Origin of the sequence: Streptomyces sp. NPDC051576, assembly GCF_040681835.1 — a bacterium.
Taxonomy (GTDB): domain Bacteria; phylum Actinomycetota; class Actinomycetes; order Streptomycetales; family Streptomycetaceae; genus Streptomyces.
On sequence record NZ_JBFAZO010000006.1, the window covers coordinates 289,332 to 305,717 of the forward strand.

Here is a 16,386-nt window from a genome sequence, read left to right on the forward strand (position 1 = left end):
GGGACGTATGAACAAGGCAGTGAACGACGAGGTCTGGTCCGGCAGCTGGGTCGCGGAGCGGCTCGGCGTCGAGCTGGTCGGCGACCCCGAACTGACCGACATGCTGGGCCTGGCCCTCCGCCGCAACCCCAAACGGGCCCACCTCCTCGTCTCGAACGTGCTCGGCAAGCACGTCCCCCAGTCCCCGTCGGTCGTCTACGGCCACGGCTTCACCCTGGGCCGCCGGGTACGGGATCTCCTGGGCGCGGAGGAGGCCGGCGCGGCCGTCGTCCTCGGCTACGCGGAGACGGCGACGGGCCTCGGCCACTCGGTCGCGGACGGCATCGGCGTGGCCCCCTACCTCCACTCCACCCGCCGCCCGGTCCCCGGCGTGGCCCCCGCGGGCGGCTTCGAGGAGTCCCACTCCCACGCGACCTCACACCTGCTGCTCCCCGAGAACCCCGCGCTGCTGGCAGCCGCCGGCCCCCTGATCCTGGTCGACGACGAGTTCTCGACCGGCAACACGGTGCTGAACACCATCCGGGACCTGCACGAGCGGTATCCGCGGAAGCGGTACGTGGTCGTGGCCCTGGTCGACATGCGGTCGGCTGCGGACGCGGGGCGGTTGGAGGAGTTCGCGGCGGAGATCGGGGCGAGGGTTGACCTTGTGGCTGCCGCCTCGGGGACCGTAAGTCTGCCGGAGGGGGTGTTGGAGAAGGGGCAGGAGTTGGTGGCGCGGTATGAAAGGGGCGGCGGGTTGTCAGGTGCAGGTTCGTCGGTGCTGGCTGCGCCCCGCGGCGGAGCCGCAAATGGACACAGCCCCGCGCCCCTAAAAACCGACCTGAGCCCCAACTCCCCAGGGGCGCGGGGAACTGCGCGCCCAGCCTCCACCAGGCCGCACCTAACAGCCGCCCCCACTGTCCCCACCCGCCGAATAGACCTCCGCTGGCCCGCAGGCCTCCCCGACGGCGCCCGCCACGGCTTCACCCCCGCGCACCGAATACGCCTGGAACGCGCCCTCCCCGCCATGGCCGCCCGCCTGGCAGAAGCACTCCCCGCTGAAGCCCGCCACGTGCACATCCTCGGCTTCGAAGAGCTGATGTACGCCCCGCTGAGACTCGCCCGTGAGCTGGAGCAGGTCGTCGACGCCGACGTGACCTACTCGACCACCACCCGCTCACCCGTCCTCGCGGTGGACGACCCCGGCTACGCGATCCGCACCCGCCTCACCTTCCCGGCCCACGACACCCCCGCAGACGGCCCGGGCGACCGCTACGCCTACAACATCGCGGGGGCCGGCTTCGACGCGGTGGTCGCGGTCGTCGACTCCCGCGCGGACACCCCCGAACTGCACGGCCTGCTCAGCCAGTTGGCCGCCCACACCCCGCACGTACTGCTCGCGGTCGTCCCCTCGTACGTCCCCGAAAGGCCCGCCATGCTGCCCGAGCCCCTCCGCGGCCCCGCCTTCTCCTCGTACGCGCCCGAAGAGGTCGGCTGGCTGCTCCAGGATCTCTCGGACGTGACGCTGGAGGCGCCGACCGAGGAGCGCGAGGAGGCCATCCAGAGCGGCGGCGCGCACTACGCGGAGTCGCTGCCGGTGGAGTATCAGCCGAGCGAGCGGTACCAGGAGCTGTTCCAGGAGGCGCTCAGGACCTCGGCGACCCGGATCGCGCAGGCGGTCGGCGCGGTGACGGAACTCGTGCTCGCCGAGCGGTCCCCCCGCCCGGTGCTGGTCTCGCTGGCCCGCGCGGGTACCCCGGTCGGTGTCCTCATGCGCCGCTGGGCGAAGTTCCGGCACGGGCTCGACCTGCCGCACTACGCCGTGTCGATCGTGCGGGGCCGCGGTATCGACGCGAACGCGCTGCGCTGGCTGGCCGCCCACCACGACCCCCGGGATGTCGTCTTCGTCGACGGCTGGACCGGAAAGGGCGCCATCACCCGCGAACTTGCCGACGCGGTCAAGGAGTTCGAGAAGTCCGACGGCGTCACCGGCTTCGACCCGGAGATCGCGGTGCTCGCCGACCCCGGCTCGTGCGTGCGGACGTACGGCACCCGGGAGGACTTCCTGATCCCCTCCGCCTGTCTCAACTCGACCGTGTCGGGGCTGATTTCGCGCACGGTGCTGCGCGCGGACCTGGTCGGCCCGCACGACTTCCACGGCGCCAAGTTCTACCGCGAACTCGCCGGCGCGGACGTCTCGGAGGACTTCCTGGACGCCGTCGAGGCCCGCTTCCCGGAGGCCGCCCTGGAGGCGCTCGCCCGCGCGAAGAGACTGCTCGACACCGACCGCACCCCGACCTGGGAGGGCTGGGCGGCGGTCGAGCGGATCAGCGAGGAGTACGGCATCCACGATGTGAACCTCGTCAAGCCCGGCGTCGGCGAGACCACCCGGGTGCTGCTGCGCCGGGTGCCCTGGAAGATCCTCGCCCGGGCCGGCGCCGGCGTTGACCTCGACCATGTCCGGCTGCTCGCCGAGCAGCGAGGCGTGCCCGTCGAGGAGGTCGACGAACTGCCGTACACCTGTGTGGGGTTGATCCACCCCAAGTACACCCGGGGTGCGACCGGTGCCGACGGCAAGGCGGTGGCGGTCTGATGCCGGTACTCGTCGCGAGCGACCTCGACCGTACGCTCATCTACTCCTCGGCCGCCCTCGCGCTGACCATGCCGGACGCGCGGGCGCCCCGGCTGCTCTGTGTCGAGGTGCACGAGAGCAGGCCGCTGTCCTTCATGACCGAGACCGCGGCCGGACTCCTCACCGAACTCGCCGACGCGACCGTGTTCGTGCCGACGACCACCCGCAGCCGCAGGCAGTACCAGCGCATCAACCTGCCCGGCCCGGAGCCGGAGTACGCGATCTGCGGCAACGGCGGCCACATCCTGGTGGACGGCGCGACCGACGAGGACTGGCACGCCCGGGTACTGGCGAAGCTGGCCGCCGAGTGCGCGCCGCTCGACGAGGTGCGCGAGCACCTCGCGGCCTCCGCCGACCCGGCCTGGGTCCGCAAGCACCGCGTCGCCGAGGACCTGTTCGTCTACCTCGTCGTCGAGCGCGAGCTGCTGCCCGAGGAGTGGGTGAAGGAGCTGGCGGTGTGGGCGGAGAACCGCGGCTGGACGGTGTCGGTACAGGGCCGCAAGCTCTACGCCGTACCGAAGCCGCTCACCAAGAGCGCGGCCATGCGCGAGGTGGCCCGCCGCACCGGCGCCGAGCTGACCCTCGCCGCCGGTGACTCCCTGCTCGACGCCGACCTGCTGCTCGCCGCGGACAAGGGCTGGCGCCCGGGCCACGGCGAGCTGGCCGAAGCGGCCTGGACGGCGCCACACGTCACGGCCTTGCCCGAGCGGGGAGTGCTGGCAGGGGAGCGCATCCTGCGGGCATTCTCGAAGGCAGCTCGCGCGGCGACCCCCTAGGCCGTGTCCGCGAAGTCCCGTCGTCTGCCTGCACGGCAGGCGGGACTCTGTGGACACGACTTAGGGGTGCGGGGCGCGTCCGGCATCCGGCTGCCGCCGCGTGGGCGCGGTCAGCCCCCACGGACCCGCAGGCAGAAATCGCACCGGCCCTAGCCGCAGCACCCTCCACCACAGCAGCCGCCCCCGCCGCCTCCACCCGCTTGAGGCGCGGGCGCGGTCGTACCGCCGACGGCCACCGTCGACAGGAGCTTCACGGTGTCGTCGTGTCCCGAGGGGCACGCCGCCGGGGCGGCGGACTCCGCCATGGGGCGGCTCATTTCGAACGTGTCTCCGCAGGTGCGGCAGCGGTACTCATAGCGAGGCATGAGCTCAGGCTAACGTCGTCCCCACATGAGTACGGCACCTTGTTTTTTCATGAAGGTTTCGGCTGTGTCCTGTTCTGTCGTTTTCTTATATGGAGAACTTGCGAAGACCACTGGTAATTTGAGCTGGCCGCGTGACCTGTGAGGCCGGGGGGAACCGGAATTTGCAGCCGCGTCGACGGCAACGGTGTAAGAGGGAGACGCGTCGTGACCCACGAGGGGGAGGGGGAGAAGCCTCAACGACCTGACGAGACCATGCAGTTGAAGCTTCCCGCCGGGTTCCGGCCGGACGAGACCATGCAACTGCGGGTGTCCGATCTGGAGATACCCGAGGCATCGGAGATACCCGAGGGGGAGACGAAACCCGTACGGCGCCGAGGGCACAAAACCCCCAGCCCCTCCCTCCGGACCCGTCTCTCCCGGCTCGCCGCGTTCCTCCGTACCCGCTTCGCCCCCGTCGTCGCCCGCCTCGCCCCGCTGGTGACCTTCCTCACTCCGTACGTCCGCAGGATGCGCCCGCAGTACCCGCGCCCGGGCCGTACCGACTGGCGCCGCTGGATACCCTCCTGGCGGCAGTGGGTGGGCGGGGTGCTCGCCTCCATCGGGCTCAGCGGACTCTTCCTGGTCGTCGCGTACGCGACCACCGACATCCCCTCGGACCTCAACACGTACGCCACCCAGCAGGACAACGTGTACTTCTGGTCGGACGGGACACCCATGGCCCGCACCGGCTGGGTGCAGCGGCAGGCGATGCCGCTGAAGGACATCCCGACCGACGTCCGCTGGGCGGTGCTCGCCGCGGAGAACGAGAGCTTCTACAGCGACCCCGGCATCTCCATGAAGGGCATCGCCCGGGCCCTGTACCGCACGGTCGGCGAGGGCGACACCGAGGGTGGTTCCACGATCACCCAGCAGTACGTCAAGAACGTCTACCTGACCCAGAACCAGACGGTGAGCCGCAAGTTCACCGAGGCGATGATCTCCCTCAAGCTCGACAACAAGATGAGCAAGGACAAGATCCTCGAGGGCTATCTCAACACCAGTTGGTTCGGCCGCGGCACCTACGGCCTCCAGCGTGCCTCCCAGGCCTACTACGGCAAGGACGTCAGCCAGCTCAACGCCAGCCAGGGCGCCTTCCTCGCCTCCCTGCTGAAGGGCGCGGGCCTCTACGACCCGACGCTCAGCAAGGCCAACCACGCCCGGGCGGTGGCCCGTTGGTCCTGGATCCTGGACCGCATGGTGAAGATCGGCAAGCTCTCGCCGGCCGAGCGCGCCAAGTACAAGACGTTCCCCGAGCCGCTCAAGCAGTCGATCACCTACGACACCGGCAAGCAGAGCGACTACCTGGTCGAGCTGGCCACCCAGTACGCGAAGAAGACCGCGCACATCTCGGACAAGGACTTCGACCTCGGCGGCTACCAGATCTACACGACCTTCGACCGCGACCGCGAGACCGAGCTGACGGACTCCGTCACCAAGGCCCGCAAGGCCGCGCAGAAGAGCGACCCCGCCACCGCGAAGACCGCCCACTACGGCGCCTCCTCGGTGGCCTCCGACGGCCGGATCCTCGCCGTCTACGGCGGCCCCGACCACCGTACGCAGGGCTACAACGACTCCAACGCGACCACCGTCCCGGCGGGTTCGGCCTTCGAGCCCTTCGTCTACGCCGCCGCCCTGGAGCACGGGGTCACCAAGACGCGGGGCAGCCCGCCGACCCAGGTCACCCCGGAGACGCTGTACGACGGGGACGACGCCGTGCCGGTCACCACACCGGAGGGGCCGTACTGGGACCGCAGCGGCAAGAAGGTCTCCGCGCACAACGACGGCAACAAGTCCTACGGGCAGATCAGTCTGCGCCAGGCCCTCGCCGAGTCCGTGAACACGCCGTTCATGCAGCTCGGCATGGACACCGGCCTGACGACCGTCCGGAAGACGGCCGAGGCGGCCGGACTGCTCTCCTCCAGTTTCGGGGCGCAGGTGCCCGCGCTGTCCCTGGGCAACGCCACACCCAGCGCGCTGCGGATGGCGAGCGCGTACGGCACGTTCGACGCCGGGGGCGTCCACACCGAGCCGTACTCGGTCCTCCGTATCACCCGTAACGGCGCCAAAGTGGCACTGGAGCGGCCGGAACCGAACCGGGCGGTGAGCAGGACCACCGCCCGCGAGGTGACGGAGGCGCTGACGGACTCCTTCGCCGACGCGCACCCCGACGACGCCAAGGCCGGCGCCGACGTGGCGGGCAAGGGCGGCACCACGCAGGACGACACCGCCGCCTGGTACGTCGGCACGGCCAAGTCGGTGTCGACCGCCGTCGTCGTCTACCGCATCGACCTGACCAAGAGCCTCGAACCCCTGCCGCTGAAAGGAATCTCCGGCACGCCAGTCACCGACGTCCCCTACGGCATCTGGTCGAGAGCCATGACCCCGCTCGGCTGACCACCGCAGCGAAACCGCCACCTCCTCGCAGAATGAGCCGCCCATGAAGCCTCGGACGAAGGCACCGTCCGGCCGCCGCCGCCGAGCCCGTGAACCTCGCCGTAACCCGAAGACGGGTTTCCTCACCCTCGCGGTGTTCCTCGTCGTCGCCTCGCTGGTGACCGGGTATCTGGCGTTGAACCGGGACAACACGACACCGACCGCGTCGGCCGGCAGGAACGCCACGCCCAAGTCGTCCAAGGAACCCGCGTGGGACGGCAAGACGAAGGTGCTGGGGGACGGCTCCACCTCGTACACGGGGCCGCAGAAGGACCAGTTGAAGGCCGTACCGCTCAAGCCCGGTGAGAAGCCTCCCCAGTTCGTCGTCTTCTCCTGGGACGGCGCGCTCCAGGGCGACGACAAACTCTTCTCGCACTACCGGGAGATGGCCAAGGAGTACAACGCGCACATGACCTTCTTCCTCACGGGCATCTACCTGCTGCCCAAGAGCAAGAGGGACCTGTACCACCCGCCGATGCACGCGGTGGGCTCCGCCGCCATCGACTTCCCCACCGACCAGCACATCCGCGACACCCTGGAGCAACTCCGCCTCGCCTACGAGCAGGGCAACGACATCGGCACCCACTTCAACGGCCACTTCTGCGAGGCCAAGGGCGGCGGTGACTGGAGCGTCGCGCAGTGGAAGAGCGAGATCGACCAGTTCTTCTCCTTCGTCGAGAACTGGAAGACCAACACGGGCTACACCGACATCCCGGCCCTGCCCTTCGACTTCAAGAAGGAGGTCGTCGGCGGCCGCGCTCCCTGCCTGGAGGGTCAGCCCAACCTCCTGAAGGCGCTGAAGGGTTACGGCTGGAAGTACGACGCCAGCTCCCCGGGCGACTTCCAGATATGGCCCACCAAGAAGGACGGCCTCTGGGACTTCCCGCTCGAACTGCTCCCGTACGGGGACAACATCCAGGCCCTGTCGATGGACTTCAACTTCCTCTACAACCAGTCCGGCGGCGCGACCCAGGGCGACTCCTCGAAGTTCGCCGACTGGGAGAAGAAGACCGTCGACTCGTACATGGCCGGCTTCAACCGGGTCTACTACGGCAGCCGGGCGCCCCTGTTCATCGGCAACCACTTCGAGAACTGGAACGGCAGCATCTACATGAAGGCGATCGACCAGATCATCCCGAAGATCTGCACCAAGAAGGGCGTGAAGTGCGTGTCCTTCAAGGAGTTGTCGGACTGGATGGACGTGCAGTCGCCGCAGACCCTGCAACAACTGCGCAGCCTGGACCCGGCCCAGTCGCCGGACTGGTCCACGGTGGTCAAGTGACCACGCGCAACCCCCTTCACAACAGCCACACATGGCGTGCGAAGATGCCCTCGCCCGGTAGGCGTACCGGCGTAGAGGGGAACACCATTGAAATCCAGAAAGCTGAGCCGTAGGCGGAGTCGTACGGCCATAGTCTCGGCGGCGGCCGCCTCGGTCGTCGCCGGCGTCGCCCTCGTGCCCAACTGGAGCGCGGGCGCGGCCGTTGTGAACGATCCGACCGTGGACGCCTCGACCAAGGCGACCTTCCAGAAGCTGGCGGACGCGGTCTTCACCGACCGCACCCAGGCGCTGGTCCACGGGGCGGCCAAGAAGCAGAGCACGTCCCGCTTCTCCGGCGACGTCCGTCTCTCCAACACCCAGTCGCGCGACGAGAGTTCGGCGCTGACCCAGCTGAGGGGCCGTCAGACCAAGCTCGCCGAGGTCGGCGAGACATACAGCGCCGGCACCACCAAGGTCACGCTCGACGCGACCCGGGTCACCGGCCGTACCGCCAAGGCCGACGTCACCGAGACGACCACGCTGACGTACGCGAAGGTCACCGGCGACGCGCCGAAGTCCACGGACTTCCAGGCCCACCACGAGCTGACCTTCAAGGCCGACCAGCGGGGCACCTGGCAGCTGTCGAAGATCGAGGACACCGACGAGGGCGGCCTCGCCGTCAACACGCTGTCCAAGCCCGCGGTCAAGGCGCCCGCGCCGGCCGACGACGGCAACACCACGCCGGACGCCCCGCGCGCGGCGACCACCCGCAACCCGGTGGCCGTGCCGAAGACGAGCACGACGTACGACTACAAGGCGATGGCGGCCTACGCCGAGAAGTACTGGAACGTCTACAACACGGACTACCCGAACTTCAACGGCCACGCGGACGGCGGCGACTGCACCAACTTCGTCAGCCAGTCCCTGAAGGCCGGCGGCTGGAAGCACGTCCCGGGCTATGTGTACGACTACACGAAGTGGTTCGGCACCGCCGACATCCAGTCCGACTCGTTCGTCGGCGTCAACGAGTGGTCCTGGTTCGCGCAGAACTCCAAGCGGACCACCCCGCTCGCCAACGTCTACCAGGCGGAGGTCGGCGACGTCATCCAGGTCGACTTCGACCGGGACGGCGCCAAGGACCACACGATGATCGTCACGTACAAGGCCAACGGCGTTCCGTACGTGACATACCACTCGAACAACACCTTGCGCAGGTCGCTGTCGAGTCTCATCGCGTCCTACCCGAACGCGTACTACTACGCCTACCGCACCTGATCCGGGTGGGGAGCCGGGCTCAGTGTCCGGTTCCCCGCTCCTCGCGGATCTGGCCGACCACCCGCGCCACGGACTGCCGTACGGCCTCCGTCTCGGTCAGGAAGTGCCAGTAGTCGGGGTGGCGGCCCTCCAGCGTGGTGATCGCGCGGTCCAGGCGGGCGACGGCGTCGTCGAGCGGACGGGCGTGCCGGGGATCTGGGGTCGTCCGGCCGGTCATCGCGAGGCGCTGGGCGTCGCGGATCGCGAAGCGGGTGCGGTCGATCTCCTGCTGCGGGTCCTTCTGTACGGCGTTCAGCCGGCGCAGCCGGTCACCGGCCGCCGAGACGGCCTCGTCGGTGGTGTTCAGCAGCGCCCGGACCGTCGACAGCAGTGAGGTGGCGTCCGGCCAGCGCTGCGCGTCCCGCGCGGCCCGCGCCTCCTTCAGCTTCAGCTCCGCCTGCCGTACGTTCTCCGCCGCCTGGTCCGGGACCTGCTGGAGGTCCTGCCAGCAGGCGGCCGAGAAGCGCCGCCGCAGCTCGCTCAGGACCGGGTCGACCTGGCCGGCCCGGGTGGTGAGCGCCTGGGCGCGGGTGCGCAGCGAGACCAGCCGGTGGTCGATCTCGGCGGCCCGCTCGGGCAGCCGCCCGGCCTCGGCCCCGATGGCCTCCGCCTCCCGCGCGACCTGCGCCGCCCGCTCCAGTGTGCGCGGCACACCGTGCTGCCCGGCGCCCTGGTTCAGCTTCGTCAGCTCCGGCCCGAGCGCGGCAAGCCGGGCCGCGAGATCGTCGGCCCGCAGCCCCGATGCCCGTACCGCGTCCAGCGCGTTGCTGGCGGCGAGCAGCGCCTGCCGGGCCCGCTCCACGGCCGGCGCGAGCCGGGCCAACTGGGTCTCCGCCTTGCCGAGCAGTGGTCCCAGGCCGCTCTCGAACCGGTCCAGTTCCTGCTTGACCTGGCCCAACTGGTCCTTGGCGGCGGTCAGTTCGCTACGGGCGCGGTTGGCGGCGGCGGCCTCCAGGTCGTCCCGGTCGAGGTCGTGCGCGTCGACGGCGTTGATGTACCGGCCGCTCGCCTCGTCGATGCGCCGCCCCAGCGCCTCGAAGTCGGTCACCGCGCGCCGGGCGGCCGGCGAGTCGTCGACCGCGGTGATGGTGTCTATCGAGATCCGCAGATCCCGCTGGGCGGTGTCCAGCTCGTAGAACGCGGCGGCGGCGGCGTCCTTCGCCGCCTGCGCCTCGGCCCGCTGGCTCTCCGCCCGCCCGCCGAACCAGCGCCGGGTGCCACCGCCGGCGAACGCGGCGGGCAGCGCGAGCGCGGCGAGCAGCGGCAGACTCATCAGCGTGAGGCCGTCGAGAGCGGCACGGGCGGCGGCCGAACCGCGCCGGGACCGTGTGAGCGGCGAATACGGCTGCGCAGGTGTCGCCGTCACATCCCTCTCCCGTGCTGTCTTCCGTCCGACAGGTTCTGACCGTTGTCATTCTCCCACCGGTGAAGGACGAACACACGGGCCGGTCAGTTCGCGTTCCGCACCGTGACTTTCCCGTCGCCCGTGTGGGCGGTCACCACATGTGAGCTCGTCGAGTCCTGGGGCACCGACACATCCACCGATCCGTCCCCGGTCTTGGTCGTGACGCGGTACTTCGTGCCGCCGCCCTTGGGCAGCGTGACCGTCACCGACCCGTCGCCGCTGCGCGAGTCCACCAGGTCCGGTACGGCGCCGAGTTCGAGGTGCACGGATCCGTCACCGGTGGTCGCGCGCACCTCCCGGGACGACACCTCGGCGTGCACGGAACCGTCCCCGCTGCGCAGTGTCAGCGGCCCGGTGGAGTCGGTCACGTGCACGGACCCGTCGTGCGTCCGCACGCTCAGCGCGTCAGCGAACCCCCGCGCCCGCACACTCCCGTCCCCGTCCTCCACCGTCACGGCGACCCCGCGCGGCACCTCGATCAGGTGCTTGGACGAGCAGTCGGCGATCACCCCGGAACACTTCAGCCGCAGCTCCAGCCGGTCGCCGTGCATGGCCCAGGTCGCCTTGGGATCCGACCCGATCGCCACCTTCCCCTGCCACCACCGGGTGACCTCGACCTTCCCCGCCGGGTTCGACGCCGCCGAGACGATCTCCAGCGCCGAGTCGTCGGACACGATCGTGAGGCTACGACCGGACAGCGCGAAGGTGCGGTGATCGGGATGCTTGTCGTCCCCGGCGGAGGCGGTACCGCAGGCGGTGGCACCGAGAAGCAGCAGGGCGAGGGCGGTGCTCGCGGTGAGGGCGCGGGTGGTGCGGGTGCGGGTGCCGGTTCGGTTCACGATGATGTTCCCCCTGGACGGACGCGGAGTCCCAGCGACTCCTACGGCTCCCCCCGACCGTAGAGAGCCACGCCCCACGACGGCATCCGGCGCACTCCCGGACCCGGGGTGGGGTAAACCCCCGGGCACTCCTCCGCACGGATACGGGTTTCAGGACAGGCCCCCTGGCCATGTAGGCTGTCGACTCGTCCTGGGCGCGTAGCTCAGGGGTAGAGCGTCGCCCTTACAAGGCGAATGTCGGCGGTTCGAAACCGTCCGCGCCCACCAGGATCAGTTGCGGGTCAGAGGCCTTTCGGGGGATCCCCGGGAGGCCTCTTCCTGTGGTTCCCGTGGTCGGCATCGAGGATGCCGGAGACTCCGACGGCCTGGGCGCCTGCGATGTCGGCCACCGGGTTGTCGCCGACCATCCAGACCCGCTCGGGGCGCCCGGCCCGGTCCAAGGCCGCCTCGAAGATCCGGCGGTGCGGCTTCTCCCAGCCGACCAGCGAGGAGTTGACCACAGCCGCGAAGTGGCCATGGAGCCCGAGGCCCCGAATCAGACCGTCGAGTTCCGGCACATGATTGCTCACGACGACGTGCACCCAGCCGGCCGCGGCCAGTTCCTCCAGCGCGGCCACACTGTCGGGGAAGACGGCCCACCGGGTCGCGTCGACGTAGTGAGCCCGTACGCCCCGCGCGGCGCGGGCGGCCAGTCCGGAATCGACGCCCGCGCCGACGTACGCCTTCACGAGGAGCGGCCGAAGAGCGTCCCACCACGCGTCAGGGGTGCCCAGCGCTGGATGCCCCACCTCGGGCCGATGCCAGGGGAAGCCGTCGCGCAGCCCGGGCGCCAGGTCGGCGGCGATCACACCATGACCTATTCGGCATCCTACGGAGGGCGCTGCCCGGCGTGGGCAACCATGGCCCGTCCGGGACCAGTTGGGACACTGGGCCCCGGCGGCGCGCTCCGCCGAAAACACGGTGGCCGCCCGATGCGACGTTCAGTACCTTGCCCTCATGACCGACAACCGAAAGGGCAATGCCGCGTAGGCGCCCGTCCGCCCTGCGCGGCGGACTCCCCGTACGTCATCCGAGCCGATTCCGGTACCCGTGCATCGACCGTCTCTCGGCCTCCTGCGCTGCCGATCTGCGTCGGCTCGAACACGCCCGCTTCCTGAACGGGGCGACGGCGGAGGCGTTCTGGCACTGGAAGGCGCTTGCCGACGGTCCGCTCAGGCTCATCGTCGACTCGGTGAGGGCGAACCGGTGCGGCGATCCCGGGTGTTGCGACCCGGGCTACTTCCGCGATCATCTCGAAGCCGTCCTGCACGCGCTGCCCAAGAAGAGCGCACGGGAACTGCGCGCCCTCGTCTCCGCCCTCGACGACAGGATCCTCACGAGGGCCACGACCATCCGGGCCGGGCATCCCGGTGTGCCGTGGTGGCGGGATGAGTTGTAGCGGGTGCGGGCGGTGGGCAGGATGGCCCCATGACACAACCAGGCACCGCATCCTCGGGTTCCGTGTTGTCCCTGTGGTCGAAGGACTCGGTGTTGTCGATTGGCTCGGTGGGGTCGGTGCTGTCCATCGGGTCCGTCGGGTCGAGCCTGTCCGTCGGTTCGATCGGGAGCGCGCTGTCGGTCGGGTCGATCGGCTCGGCCCTGTCCCTGGTCTCGGCCGGGTCGTGGCTGAGCACGGGCTCCGTACTCTCCGCGCAGTCCCGGTGGTCGGTACTGTCCTGGCGCTCGACACACGGCTTCCGGGCCGCCGGTGCCGTAGGGGCGCTGGCGGCCTTGCTGGTGGCCCAACGGGCGCTGCGGAACGGGTAGTTGTCCTGGGCCGTCAGGACCAGAACTCGTTCGCCCTGTCGATGTCCTCGACGCACTCGTCCAGGTCCGTGATCCTCTCGCCGAGGATGCGGAAGACGATGCCTCCGGTTTCGTCGATGTGCTTGCCGTCGCGATCGGCCGTGAGGTGGTGGAGCGAGACCGCGTGGCCCCGGCCGTCGACGAGGACCGTGCGCAGGTCGACGCGCAGGGTGCCGTTCGTCCGCGTGAAGAGCTGCCCGTACATGTCGATGATCGCGTCCTGGCCCTTGAAGTCGCCGGACAGCGGGTGGGTGCCGGGCACGTGGTGCGTGGCGTCCGAGGACATCAGCGAGCGCAGGGTGTCCATGTCACCGCGGACGAAGGCGTCGTAGCCCTTGCGGACGAGGAGTGCGTGCGGGTGGTCGGCCATGATGGATCGCCGCCTCTCGATTGCTTCGGCGATATGCGGCTTCTCTCACCCATTGTCCGCCCGGTCGCCCGCCGGTGGCCTCTCGTGGGCGTGTTTCAGCCTCATCCGCTTGTCCACGCGCTCCGTCGCCGTGACCTCCGTCCAGAAACGGTGGCCGCTGACGAAGACCGCGAGTTCGTGCTCGCGCTGCCGGAGCTTCTCCACCTCGGCCTGTTCGTCGGGTGTCCAGCCGGGGGAGGCGGGGCGCTCCACCTTGCGCCAGCCACCCGTGTCGCTGAACCCGTCCAGGGGCTCGACCGACCAGGGCAGCCGCTTCAGCAGGGCCGACAGCTCGGCCCGGACCTGATGCAGCTCCTCCTGACCGGCGAGGAGGTCACTCGGGAAGTCATAGGTCGTAGCCACGCGCTAATGCTACGCCTGTTCGAATTTGGGTCGCGAGTTCCTTCCGGGACTTCATACGAACGGGTGGGGGCCGCCGACGGTGATCGGGGCCGGTGTCAGACCCGTGTGCGAGCGTGTGAAGCACAGGCAAGCGACGTTTCGGAGGGGGATCGGTGGCGGCCGAGAGTGACGGTTGGGTCGGCATGGGGTGGGACTGGACGGATGTCGACGGCGTTCGCCGGCGTCTCGACCAAGGCGCCGATCCGGAGAGATGGAGCGGGGGCCGGCCCCTGCATCGCGCGGCGGTGTTCGGATCCCCGGAGGTCGTCGCGGCGCTGGCCGATCGCGTCGCGGACGTGGACGCGGTGGAGAACGGGGTGACGGCGCTCTGGGAGGCCGTCGTGTCCAGGAAACCGGAGAACGCGCGAGCCCTCGCCGCCGCCGGGGCCGATCCCTGGAGGCCGTCGCTCGGCGGCTGGTCGCCGGGGCGGCTGAGCCTGGCCGGACCCACGCCGGGCCTGTTCCCGGTACCGGAAGGGGTGCGCCTGACCGGCACGGAGCGTGCGGCGGCGGAAGAGGCCGATCGGCTCATCACGGCACTGGGCACGTTCTACTACGACGGGACCGGGCTGGCCTGCGTCGCCGGCATCGACGCGGCCGAGGCGGTCGGCCGTCTGGAGGCGATTCCGGTGGCGGGCGACAGCATCGATTTCGATGAGCTGCTGGACGATCCGTACGCGTACGACCCGGAAGAGACCCTGCGGATCATCGGCGTGACGTCCGTGCCGGGCGGCTGCGTCGTGACCCAGCCCTGGGGATACGCACCGCAGATGCCGGGCGTGCTCACCCGGTTGTCCGCCGACACCGTCTGCTACGGCCTGTACGCCAACCCCAAGAGCGGCAACCAGGGCGCCATCGCCCGTCATGGAACCGTCGAGGGCTGGGACCTGCACCCGGGCGGAGGGCCGCGCGAGAACGACACCTCGGAGGAAGTGCTGGCTTCGTACCTCTACCAGTACAACCCCGTGGCCTACTCCTGTGCCTTCGCGGGACTGCGCCCCACCGACAGACGCGCCGTGGTCGGACCACCCGACGCGTGGGTCGAACTGCCTCGCCGGGACTACTGGGGTCACTGAGCGGAACCGTCGCCGCCATTCGGGCAGCCCCGGATGTCAGTGCGCCCGCCTAGTGTGCTCGCCATGGACGAGGAACAGGTGAGGCTCCACCCCTGGGCGGACGCCGACTTCTGGCTGCTGGAGCGGCTCAACAGCCCTGAGATGACCGAGCACTTGGGGGGACCCGAGGGTGAGGCGCGGCTTGCCGACCGGCATCGGCGTTATCTCGGGCCGGCGTCGGGGTGTATGTACCGGGTCGAGGCGGCGGGGAGTGGGGAGACCGTCGGCTCGATCGGGTTCTGGGAGCGGGAGTGGCGGGGCGAGCCGGTGTGGGAGACCGGGTGGGGAGTGCTGCCCGAGTTCCAGGGCCGCGGGCTCGCCACCCTCGCGGCCCGCGCCCTCGTCGAGACGGCGCGGGCCGCCGGGTCGCACCGGTATCTGCACGCCTTCCCGAGCGTCGACCACCACGCCTCGAACTCGGTCTGCCGGAAGGCCGGGTTCACCCTGCTCGGTGAGGCGGAGTTCGAGTACCCCAAGGGGCACTGGATCACTTCCAACGACTGGCGCGTCGACCTGGAAGACCTCTGAGGCCTCAAGGCCTGGGTCGCGCCGGTCAGTTGGTGTGCTGGGTCTCCAACTCCCTCACCAGCCTTGTCGCCACCGGCACCGCGACCCCCTGCCGCTCCGCCGCCCGCAGCAACGCCCCGCCGATCGCGTCCAGTTCGAGCGGGCGGCCCGCCTCCGCGTCACGCTGCATCGACGACTTCATCCCCGGAGTGAACGTGTCGTACCGGGCCAGCGCCCCCGCCGGGTCCGACGGGCCGCCGTAGGCACGGCTCACCGCCGCCGTCTCCTCCAGCAGGGCCGTCAACTCCGGGCGGTGGCGCGTGCGTACGTCGCCCAGGGGGAGGCCGTAGCGGGTGGTGAGGAGGGCGAGGGGGGCCAGGAACGTCATCTTGGCCCACAGGGCGGCCGTCTCGTCGGGCAGGACCCGGGTCGTCGGACCCGCGGCGTCGAGTGCCGACGCCAGGGTGTCCAGGCGGTCGCGGGGGACCGTGTCGCCCGTCAGGTCGATCTCCGCGAAGGGGCTGCCGTGCTCGATCACCCCGGGAGCGGTGCGAGTCGACTCGACCCGGATGATCGCGGGCGCGACCTGGGCGGGGGTGTACCGGGCGCGCAGCCGGGCCGGGTGTTCCACGCCGTTCAGGAACGGGACGAGGAGGCCGTCGCCGAGCGCCGGGGCGGGGACGCGGGCCAGTGCCGGGTCGAGGGCCGTCGCCTTGACCGCGATCAGGCAGGCGTCGACCGGTTCGCGCAGTTCCGTGTCGGCCTCCACCGGCGCGGTGAAGTCGCCGAAGTGGGCGCTGCGGACCCGGATGCCGTTCGTGCGGAGGGTGTCGGCCGTCTCTTCCCCGGCCAGGCAGATCACCCGATGGCCGGCCCGGGACAGCAGCGCCGCGAGCAGACCGCCCACGCCACCGGGACCCAGGACCGCCACTGTCAGTTCGTTGTTCGCCATGTCGTTCCTCTCGTCGGTCGACCCCGCGCACGCGGTGGCCGCCTCGGAAGGATCATCGCAGACGTGTTCGGAAGAGGACCGGCGGTATCGCTCACGAAGCGCGAGACTGGACG

Annotated in this window: 16 protein-coding genes and 1 tRNA gene; 10 read left to right on the plus strand and 7 right to left on the minus strand. The window is 70.3% G+C overall.

Annotation, left to right across the window (positions count from 1 at the left end):
- The first annotated feature begins 7 nt into the window (after positions 1 to 7).
- Together AB0M63_RS21985 and AB0M63_RS21990 are read left to right on the plus strand one after the other, a co-directional pair.
- The gene (locus tag AB0M63_RS21985) at positions 8 to 2,572 is read left to right on the plus strand and encodes a phosphoribosyltransferase (RefSeq protein WP_366020537.1); all 2,565 of its coding nucleotides are present in this window, start codon (positions 8 to 10) and stop codon (positions 2,570 to 2,572) included.
- Positions 2,572 to 3,387: an HAD family hydrolase gene (locus AB0M63_RS21990; protein ID WP_366020538.1), complete on the plus strand. Its 816-nt coding sequence runs from the start codon at positions 2,572 to 2,574 to the stop codon at positions 3,385 to 3,387. The genes AB0M63_RS21985 and AB0M63_RS21990 overlap by 1 nt, the downstream gene beginning before the upstream one ends.
- A 149-nt stretch (positions 3,388 to 3,536) precedes the next feature.
- On the opposite strand, the gene AB0M63_RS21995 is transcribed toward AB0M63_RS21990, so the two are convergent.
- Positions 3,537 to 3,752: a zinc ribbon domain-containing protein gene (locus tag AB0M63_RS21995; protein ID WP_366020539.1), complete on the minus strand. Its 216-nt coding sequence runs from the start codon at positions 3,750 to 3,752 to the stop codon at positions 3,537 to 3,539.
- A gap of 252 nt (positions 3,753 to 4,004) precedes the next feature.
- Between AB0M63_RS21995 and AB0M63_RS22000 the strand changes: the two genes are divergently transcribed.
- The 3 genes from AB0M63_RS22000 (at position 4,005) to AB0M63_RS22010 (ending at position 8,760) form a co-directional block, all read left to right on the plus strand.
- The gene (locus AB0M63_RS22000) at positions 4,005 to 6,185 is read left to right on the plus strand and encodes a transglycosylase domain-containing protein (protein ID WP_355917385.1); all 2,181 of its coding nucleotides are present in this window, start codon (positions 4,005 to 4,007) and stop codon (positions 6,183 to 6,185) included.
- A 43-nt stretch (positions 6,186 to 6,228) separates the two neighbouring features.
- A complete protein-coding gene (locus tag AB0M63_RS22005) occupies positions 6,229 to 7,506 on the plus strand; it encodes a hypothetical protein (protein WP_355917284.1) in 1,278 nt (425 codons plus the stop codon).
- Between the two features lie 87 nt (positions 7,507 to 7,593).
- A complete protein-coding gene (locus tag AB0M63_RS22010) occupies positions 7,594 to 8,760 on the plus strand; it encodes an amidase domain-containing protein (protein WP_366020540.1) in 1,167 nt (388 codons plus the stop codon).
- Positions 8,761 to 8,779: 19 nt separating this feature from the next.
- Here AB0M63_RS22010 and AB0M63_RS22015 read toward each other — a convergent pair whose 3' ends face one another.
- Positions 8,780 to 10,165, minus strand: a complete 1,386-nt coding sequence (locus AB0M63_RS22015; RefSeq protein ID WP_355917278.1) for a hypothetical protein — start codon at positions 10,163 to 10,165, stop codon at positions 8,780 to 8,782.
- Positions 10,166 to 10,248: 83 nt separating this feature from the next.
- Positions 10,249 to 11,043 carry a DUF4097 family beta strand repeat-containing protein gene (locus tag AB0M63_RS22020; protein ID WP_366020541.1) on the minus strand — a complete coding sequence of 265 codons (795 nt, stop codon included), beginning with the start codon at positions 11,041 to 11,043 and terminating at the stop codon, positions 10,249 to 10,251.
- Positions 11,044 to 11,235: 192 nt separating this feature from the next.
- Between AB0M63_RS22020 and AB0M63_RS22025 the strand changes: the two genes are divergently transcribed.
- Positions 11,236 to 11,310 (plus strand) — tRNA-Val (locus AB0M63_RS22025).
- 14 nt (positions 11,311 to 11,324) lie between these two features.
- Here AB0M63_RS22025 and AB0M63_RS22030 read toward each other — a convergent pair.
- Positions 11,325 to 11,891: an HAD-IA family hydrolase gene (locus tag AB0M63_RS22030; protein ID WP_366020542.1), complete on the minus strand. Its 567-nt coding sequence runs from the start codon at positions 11,889 to 11,891 to the stop codon at positions 11,325 to 11,327.
- Between the two features lie 170 nt (positions 11,892 to 12,061).
- On the opposite strand from AB0M63_RS22030, the gene AB0M63_RS22035 reads away from it, so the two are divergent.
- Both AB0M63_RS22035 and AB0M63_RS22040 read left to right on the plus strand, forming a co-directional pair.
- Positions 12,062 to 12,481: a hypothetical protein gene (locus tag AB0M63_RS22035; protein ID WP_366020543.1), complete on the plus strand. Its 420-nt coding sequence runs from the start codon at positions 12,062 to 12,064 to the stop codon at positions 12,479 to 12,481.
- A 29-nt stretch (positions 12,482 to 12,510) separates the two neighbouring features.
- Complete coding sequence (locus AB0M63_RS22040; protein ID WP_355917266.1) at positions 12,511 to 12,849, plus strand: hypothetical protein; 339 nt, start codon at positions 12,511 to 12,513, stop codon at positions 12,847 to 12,849.
- A 13-nt stretch (positions 12,850 to 12,862) separates the two neighbouring features.
- Here the strand turns inward: AB0M63_RS22040 and AB0M63_RS22045 are convergent, their stop codons facing one another.
- Both AB0M63_RS22045 and AB0M63_RS22050 read right to left on the minus strand, forming a co-directional pair.
- A complete protein-coding gene (locus AB0M63_RS22045; RefSeq protein WP_355917263.1) occupies positions 12,863 to 13,258 on the minus strand; it encodes a nuclear transport factor 2 family protein in 396 nt (131 codons plus the stop codon).
- A gap of 45 nt (positions 13,259 to 13,303) precedes the next feature.
- A complete protein-coding gene (locus tag AB0M63_RS22050; RefSeq protein WP_355917260.1) occupies positions 13,304 to 13,660 on the minus strand; it encodes a hypothetical protein in 357 nt (118 codons plus the stop codon).
- Positions 13,661 to 13,812: 152 nt separating this feature from the next.
- Between AB0M63_RS22050 and AB0M63_RS22055 the strand changes: the two genes are divergently transcribed.
- Entirely contained in the window at positions 13,813 to 14,775 is a 963-nt protein-coding gene (locus tag AB0M63_RS22055; protein WP_366020544.1) for an ankyrin repeat domain-containing protein, read from the plus strand.
- 63 nt (positions 14,776 to 14,838) lie between these two features.
- Positions 14,839 to 15,342: a GNAT family N-acetyltransferase gene (locus AB0M63_RS22060; protein ID WP_366020545.1), complete on the plus strand. Its 504-nt coding sequence runs from the start codon at positions 14,839 to 14,841 to the stop codon at positions 15,340 to 15,342.
- A gap of 25 nt (positions 15,343 to 15,367) precedes the next feature.
- Here the strand turns inward: AB0M63_RS22060 and AB0M63_RS22065 are convergent, their stop codons facing one another.
- A complete protein-coding gene (locus AB0M63_RS22065; protein WP_366020546.1) occupies positions 15,368 to 16,273 on the minus strand; it encodes a 2-dehydropantoate 2-reductase in 906 nt (301 codons plus the stop codon).
- Positions 16,274 to 16,386 lie beyond the last annotated feature (113 nt).

Excerpts from the sequence above, each read along its gene's own strand:
- AB0M63_RS22040 (WP_355917266.1), top strand. The coding sequence starts at position 12,511 with ATGACACAACCAGGCACCGCATCCTCGGGTTCCGTGTTGTCCCTGTGG.
- AB0M63_RS22060 (WP_366020545.1), top strand. The coding sequence starts at position 14,839 with ATGGACGAGGAACAGGTGAGGCTCCACCCCTGGGCGGACGCCGACTTC.
- AB0M63_RS21985 (WP_366020537.1), top strand. The coding sequence starts at position 8 with ATGAACAAGGCAGTGAACGACGAGGTCTGGTCCGGCAGCTGGGTCGCG.
- AB0M63_RS22005 (WP_355917284.1), top strand. The coding sequence starts at position 6,229 with ATGAAGCCTCGGACGAAGGCACCGTCCGGCCGCCGCCGCCGAGCCCGT.
- AB0M63_RS22065 (WP_366020546.1), bottom strand. The coding sequence starts at position 16,273 with ATGGCGAACAACGAACTGACAGTGGCGGTCCTGGGTCCCGGTGGCGTG.
- AB0M63_RS22000 (WP_355917385.1), top strand. The coding sequence starts at position 4,005 with ATGCAGTTGAAGCTTCCCGCCGGGTTCCGGCCGGACGAGACCATGCAA.
- AB0M63_RS21995 (WP_366020539.1), bottom strand. The coding sequence starts at position 3,752 with ATGCCTCGCTATGAGTACCGCTGCCGCACCTGCGGAGACACGTTCGAA.
- AB0M63_RS22045 (WP_355917263.1), bottom strand. The coding sequence starts at position 13,258 with ATGGCCGACCACCCGCACGCACTCCTCGTCCGCAAGGGCTACGACGCC.
- AB0M63_RS21990 (WP_366020538.1), top strand. The coding sequence starts at position 2,572 with ATGCCGGTACTCGTCGCGAGCGACCTCGACCGTACGCTCATCTACTCC.
- AB0M63_RS22035 (WP_366020543.1), top strand. The coding sequence starts at position 12,062 with ATGCCGCGTAGGCGCCCGTCCGCCCTGCGCGGCGGACTCCCCGTACGT.